General features: G+C 61.0%; 4 protein-coding genes. All 4 read right to left on the reverse strand.

The genetic code is table 11. The features are described 5' to 3' along the window. Positions 1-362: 362 nt before the first annotated feature. The 4 genes from DFR47_RS21255 to DFR47_RS21270 all read right to left on the reverse strand — a co-directional run bounded on the left by DFR47_RS21255 (position 363) and on the right by DFR47_RS21270 (position 6685). Positions 363-1070, reverse strand: a complete 708-nt coding sequence (locus tag DFR47_RS21255) for a DNA helicase (RefSeq protein WP_113946514.1) — start codon at positions 1068-1070, stop codon at positions 363-365. Between the two features lie 220 nt (positions 1071-1290). Continuing rightward, positions 1291-3480, reverse strand: coding sequence for an integrase (locus DFR47_RS21260; protein WP_113946515.1), 2190 nt, complete (start codon positions 3478-3480; stop codon positions 1291-1293). Further along, positions 3477-5234, reverse strand: coding sequence for a hypothetical protein (locus DFR47_RS21265; protein ID WP_245416678.1), 1758 nt, complete (start codon positions 5232-5234; stop codon positions 3477-3479). The genes DFR47_RS21260 and DFR47_RS21265 overlap by 4 nt, the downstream gene beginning before the upstream one ends. A gap of 26 nt (positions 5235-5260) precedes the next feature. Then, the gene (locus tag DFR47_RS21270; protein WP_113946517.1) at positions 5261-6685 is read right to left on the reverse strand and encodes a tyrosine-type recombinase/integrase; all 1425 of its coding nucleotides are present in this window, start codon (positions 6683-6685) and stop codon (positions 5261-5263) included. Positions 6686-6850: the final 165 nt, after the last annotated feature.

Below are 6850 nucleotides of genomic sequence, written 5' to 3' on the forward strand. Positions count from 1 at the left end.
GCAACATATCCTGACAGTCCAGCCCTATTTTGATGTTTTTGGCCGTAAGAGGTGATGTTGGTCATGGGGAATCTTCGTGACTTACGGAGTAAGTCTCTCTCACTCCTTCACAGGTCACTCGATTCCGGCATCCCTCTTCCTCTCCCGCCGCCCCTCAGGGCGCCGGCCTTTGATATTACTGTCTCACGCGGTCTGCTGAACACCGGTTAGTTTGTCCGGGAGCGGTCGCCATCCGAGCGCGGGACCGTTGCGGGTGCGTGGAAAAGCCACGTTCCCGCAGTCGATCTGAACGAGGAGAATGCGGACAAAGCTGGCATTGAGAAATCTGCTAGGATGTCATTCATTCGCCCCAGCAGAGCAGTTCAACCTATGTGCTGAATCCGGACTTCGCCTGCATGTAGAAAACAGGCCTTCGAGAAGATTCCTGCCGGGATAGGATTGGGAAGGCGGATGTCGATGAGGCCTGGCACCGGAGCACGCTCCGGGTCAAAGGAACGGTCAATCTGCGAGATGAATCCCAGAATGACGCCGGAACTGTGCGCAAACGCTTGCAAGACTTTCATCTGATTTGAAAGTGAAGGCTTGCTTCGCTGTTGATCGAGGATTTGCAGATAGTCGATGACAGCAACGGTTCCGCGTGGCGCGCCGGATAGGTGTTGGACGATGAAATCAGCGCTGATTTCGTCTGATGTCACAACCTCTGGCGTGTTTGCCGGCACCTCGTCATCCAACGACCGGATGCGCTCCATTGCCTCCCGCTCGGTATACTCCAGCGTGAAGAAGACGGTGCGCCTTCCTTCACGGGCAGCATCGAGCAGAAGCTGCAATCCAAGCTTTGTCTTGCCGTGCCCGGGCCGAGCGCCGAGCAGGAGCATATCCCCCTCTTCAAGCCTTGGCAGCAGCGAGATGTCGAGCTTACTCATCGCCAGACGCGTGGAGAGCAGGCTCCAAGTCGTAAACCCTTCTTCGCGGGCGATGCGGTCCTGTGCTTCATGCAGCGGGATATTGTCTTCGCGGGACAACAGTTTGGCCCGACGTTTCAACTGATAGATCGGTGCGGATAGTCGCATCACGGAACCTCCATTCCGAGCCAGAAACGCAATCCCTCCTTATGCGAACGCTCGAACAGATGGTTCGATGATCTTCGTCACCCCGTATGTGTGATACTTCCCCAACCGGAGGGAGGAGGCGCGGGCCAAGCCTGTTTCAGGAAGCTACCGCAGGCCCATGATTCGAGCAAGCCCGATGACCTTAATGGGCTCGTTTCCAGTCTTTGCTCAAGTGGCGAAATCATTCCACTTCACTGCCGTCAGCGTTCGCGTCGCAACTTATGCTGTCTATAACCCCCTCGATCCGTTCGAGGTCTTGCGTCAGTGCGGTGCGCTGCAGGGGAGACAGGCGCTTCTCCTTCAGCAACGCTCTGGCGTCATCGGCAGAACGGGACCATGCTGGCCGATGCCGGGAGGTGATGCAGGCATTCGGACAACGGGTTGGCTGACAGAGGGCCGTCAGCGGCAATTTGCTGTCGACGGCCGTCGCTTGCTTCAAACACAGGGCGGTTCCGGGATCAAAGAAGCAATCGGCCAGCACCCCGACATGCAATGTCCGCGCGAGGCTCGCGAGCATCGTTCGGAGCCGGGCACGGTTAGCGATCATGGCCGGAAGCGGACCGAGGTCGTCCGATATGTTGTCGAGCGTCTTCGCGATACGTGCCGCCGCAGGCCCGGACAGCCTAGCTCCGGCCTGACGCTCATCGAAATAGGTCAGCAGGTCGTCGAGCTGGCCGAGACTACGCTGGTTCTCGACTTCGGCCCGGAATCCAGATCGGCTGGAGCCGGCATAACCTTCGAAAGCGGCGACAGAGGCATGCTTATACTGGATCATGCCGGCAATCGTGCCGAAGGGGCGGTTGGCAATGTGCCATGCGATCGTGCGCCTAAACTGCCGCGTCGTGATCCGCCACGGCTTGTCCTCGGGGCCATTGGGAATTGCGGGTTGGTCGGGCGTGCCGAACAGGTCGTTGAGATGGTCACGGAAATGATTGAGCTGACGGACGATCTCAGCCGAAAGGTGATCCTTGCAGACCGATTTGGCGGCGAGCACTGGCCAGAGGGTTGAAAGTCCGCGCGCGGATGCGGCTCGGAGAGATAAGCGTTCCAGAACCTCGACAGCTTTGGCTACAGGCTCGATGGTGATCCAATCGGCCGGCTCACCCCGACTTGACTTGCCCTTGTAGGCAACTGACCGGACGCGATGGCGCATGATCATGCCGTCTTCGCTGCGCGTCAGGGAAAGACATCCGCGCTGCATCGCCTGGACCTCGCAGTCCCGCATACCGGTCAGATAGGCGCACAGGATATAGGCCGCCGATTGCAGCATCCTCTCTTCCTTGGCGAGAGCTTTGACGTCGAAGCGAGGCCGCCATGGCTTGCCGGTATCCGATAGGATGGAGATCGGCGTATCCATTCCGCCGGCTTCCACACCCAGTTCGCGCACCGCGGCCCTGATCTGGCGAGGCGCACCGTTGGTCAGTTGAATGTGCATCCTCGGCTCAGCTTGCGCGTCGATGCCGACGTGCAGGTGAAGCAGATGCGAGTTGACCGGCGGCGACACCACTCCGGTCTTTGGATGCCGCAGGAATGTGCCGTTATGCGCGGTCGCCCAGATTGGCACTCCGCGACCTTCGCTGCGAAGCCGCCCAAAATACTCCTCAAGGCGCTTGCGTTGTTGGCGCCGTCGGTGTTGGTGATCGAGAGCGGTGTCCTGTTCGATGAGTGCGGCGCAATGAGCTTCGAGACGGTCCATCTCCTCGCGCGCGGCGAAGATATCGGAAGCGAACTCGGTGACATAGCGGATCGACCAGGCCAGCAGCGGCGATATGATCGCCTCGGGAATCCGCGGTGTCCGGTTCTCGTGAACCTGACGATAGCCCGCGACGCGCGCAGGAGGTCTCCCGGCCCACGGCTGGAATGATAACCCTCCGGAAGGAAGGTCATCGCGGTAGGCATAGAGATCGAACGGGATCTCCAGCAGGTGGGTGACAATGACCGGCTGGCGAGCACGGTCGGCCTTGAGGTGGCGGGCATAGCGGTCAAGAAGTGGCTGGTCGACGCGGTGGAGATCGACCACACCGAGTTCATCACGCACGAACTCGAAGAAGCGTCGGGCGCGGTTGAAGACCTGCCGGACACTACCGGGAGAAAGAACCTTGCGGTGACCCGGCAGGTCGACGTTCAGCCGGGCATAGAGAAGTTCGCGCAACGCTTCGCGGACGCTTACATCCTCGACGGCCCCGAAATGCACGGTGACATGACAGCGACGGGCGCTCTCGCGAAACACGGCCGGTCCGAGATCCCAACTCGGATCGCCGTAGCGCGAAAGCGCTTCCCGCGCGAACCCCGGCTTTAACGGGGCGGACGCAAGAACCGGGCGCAGATCGAGTTGCCGGGAGGTGGACGTTGCTGGCGACAATCCCCTCATTGCCGGGCCTCCGGCTGTAGATAAAGGGTATGCACTTCCGCCTCACGGCGGGCTGCGGCAATCATGCTCTCGGGAAATGCAGGCAGAATCTGTTCTTCGATGCGGGCATGGGCACGGCCAAACTTCATCGCCCAGTCTGTGGCGGAGAGACTGGCCCGTTGCTCCTCGATGAAGTGCCGGAACGCGATGATCGCCGGCAGTTTGCGCGCGGTGATGACCGCATTGCGGCATTCGAGACAGCCCCAGAAGGGTTGCGGGCAAGGCGCTCCTGGCTCTCCGAACGGGCTGCGGTCAAAACCAGAACATGCCGCCAGCCAAACGTCCTGTTCACCACGCAGGATACCATCGCGGTCATCACGCTCTTGGGAAGCGTCGTCGCTTAGACGCCAGGAATCCTCATCCGCAGGCGCCAAGATCACCGGGCCGGCGGCCGCGGCGACTTCGGAAAAAGCCTCTGCCACGGTGGCTTCGTGCAGCGGCCGCAATGAAGGAATATCGGCGTAGTGTCGTGCGGCAATCTCCGGCGTATGCCCCACGGCAAAGCGGGCCATATGGCCCTCGGTCTTCAGATACCAGAGTGCCTTGTGGGTCTTGCGCAAGCGGGAAAGAACGAGGCGGAGCGGCTGGCCATCGTCATCGACAAGATCATGCCCCCTAATCCACCTGGTCACGAGCTCCTGCTGATGCTCCAGACCTGCACGAAGCTGCTTGCGCCCAGTGTAATAATAGAGCCAAAGGTTCTCGCTCGGAACGAATTGCCGTGTGAATGCCGTTACCTCAATCAGCTTGCGGATCAGGCCGCCCGGTGTTCCGATCCCGCCGTCACGGACGCGAATATGCTTGTGCTCGGCTCCACGGGCACGTCGCTTGGTATAGGAGATCGCGATGGTCCCAGGCCCAGGGTTCTGGAGACAGTCGATCGTCAACGCCTTGCAGCATTCCAACTCCAGACCGGTCTCCAGCGACAGGAAGGTCAGAAGCGGTGGAATATCCATTGCACGTAGATGGAAACGTGCGTGGAGATCTTCGGCCAAGCTCGATACCGGCAGACCGCGACGTAGCCTCATGAAATAGAGGCTTTTGAAGGCACGGTCTCCGCTACTGAGCCTGCCGGAGGCCATGATCCGAGCGTTTGCTTCCTCGGTCACTCTGCGGAGATTGGCATCGCCATCTTCGCTCTCGAGCGGGTTCCCGATCCGCCGGAATATCCTGGCGATGTCGCTACGGGCAGCGTCCCGAAGCTGCCGTGCGACGAAGGGGCTATAAGCGTCACGTGGTCGGGATCGGCCGACCGATTGTGTGCTGGTGTAGCTCACGCGACGGCGGACGGTCTCATGCAGAAGCCCAGGCTGGTCCGCGTCGATCGAGCGCAAGGCGAGTATGGCTTTGGCCAGAACAGTGTGCCGGTGGATCGGGGTCATCCCGCCGGCTTCGAGGAAGTGCTCATACCCATCAATATCGTCAGCGCGCAGATCGGCGGCCGTCTTTGCCGTGGAATGCTCGCGCAGATACGCGAAAAACTTCAGATAGCCCTGCAAGTGCTGTTTGATTGTACTCCGCGCACCTAGCGGACCACCAAGCTCGGACTGCCGGCGCAGAGCCCCTGCAAAAGCGATGGCGAAGGGTCGCGGATGGACGCCGGTGAGATCAACCTCAAGCGTCCCGCCATAGCGCGCCTCGATGTTGAAGCGCAGACCGAGTACCCGATCCCTGACGTGCGGGGGAACAACGCCATCGGCCGGCGCAAAACGCACCGCGGTTCCCTTGCGTGGGCGCCCCGTCACAGCGTGGTCTCCGAGGGGATCAATCCCAAGAGCTCCTCGACGGCCGCATCGACGGTATCGGCGCGCGTCGCGATGTGGTCGAGGTAGATGTAGGTCGTCGTCAGGCTGGCATGACCGAGAAGCCGTTGCACCTGCTGGAGAGGGTCGCCGAGCACCTGCCGGTATCCCTCCATCGGTCCGGCAGGCAGCGTAGCATCGCGGAGGCGGTGCTGAATGAGCATCGCCAGCATGTGAACAGCAAAGGTGTGGCGGAGCTGGTGCGGACTGATGCTGATGTCGAAGCCGAAGGATCTGCACCGGCTGGAGGCGCGGGCGAAAATGACTTCCCAGGAGTTCGGCTGCACCGGCATGCCGATCTCTGAAAGCCACAATACCGCCGGTTCGCTCGGTGTGCCGTCGCTGTCGCAGATAATGATCCGGCAGCGCTCCTCGGGGCCGAGCAGGTCGAGCGCGATATCGCTGCCGTCAAACAATCGCACCCGGGCAGCGTGCCGCTCCCGGTGAACGAAGATCGGTCGGTCGATCGATTGCCATCCCGAGCGCTGCTGAAACTTCGCGACAGCAAGAGCACGTTCGACATCGACATAGGCGCGCACCTGTTCGAGCAGTCGAGCGGGAACGAGAATCTGGCGGCCACGGTCGCCTTTGGTCTGGGCATCCGGCAGATCCAGCCAGATCTGACGGCCCGGACGCTGATCGGCGAAAACGAGATCGTAGGTGAAGAGAGATGACGCTTCTTCCAGCCGAAGGCCTGTGGTCACCAGGAGATCTGAGAAAAGCGCATTGCGAATGCCGTTGCGATCTCGGGCACCGGGGCGTGTGCGGCCGTCAGGGAGCAGCCCTCTCAGGCCGACATCCCGAAACCGCCGATAGTCGTCGAGCGTGACGAAACTGACGTCCGCTCGACGCGCTGCGGGTTCATAAGCATCGTTCCTTGCCGCAATCCGCGCCCGCCGTCCAGCGTAGCCCTGCCTCCAGACCGAGCGATGCGTGAAGGGTGCCTCCGCAATCAGTCCTTCCTGCACACCCCAGCGATACAGCCGATCGAGGCAGGCGACGGCGCGATTCCAGGAAGCTGCGGAGATGCGCTGTCCGGCGTCGGCGCGGCGGCGAATGCGGTGATAGACAAGGACATCATGCCGGTCAGCTTGCCATACCGTCTTCGCGCAGGCTTCCGAAAGAAAACGAACCCAGACAAGAACGTCGTAGCCATAGGCACGAAGGGAATGGCGGGAGCGAATGCCGTTGAGAGGAAGGTCACGGAAAAAGCGATCCAGATCAGGATCGTATAGCGCCCCGTCCCGCAGGATCATTGGGACATGGGCGCCAAGGCCCTCCGCTGATCTGCGCTCCTGAATGGTAATGCTTGAAGCTGCGATTACATTGTCCACAAGTTGTTCAACCTTCCCCCGGACCCCCATCCGGGGAGCCAGCTTCAACGAAGGAGTTCAACTTGCCCGGCGCTATCCAGGCCGGCCTCCGCCAGCTATGTGGGAGCGCTGCGGCCGGCCTGGATAGCGCCTCCGTCAGTCCTGTTGCATCGACGTCAGCAGGAGACTGAGAGTCGGTGCAGACTGTCAAGATAA

The sequence above is a fragment of the Pseudochrobactrum asaccharolyticum genome, assembly GCF_003314995.1.
Classification (GTDB): Bacteria; Pseudomonadota; Alphaproteobacteria; order Rhizobiales; family Rhizobiaceae; genus Pseudochrobactrum; species Pseudochrobactrum asaccharolyticum.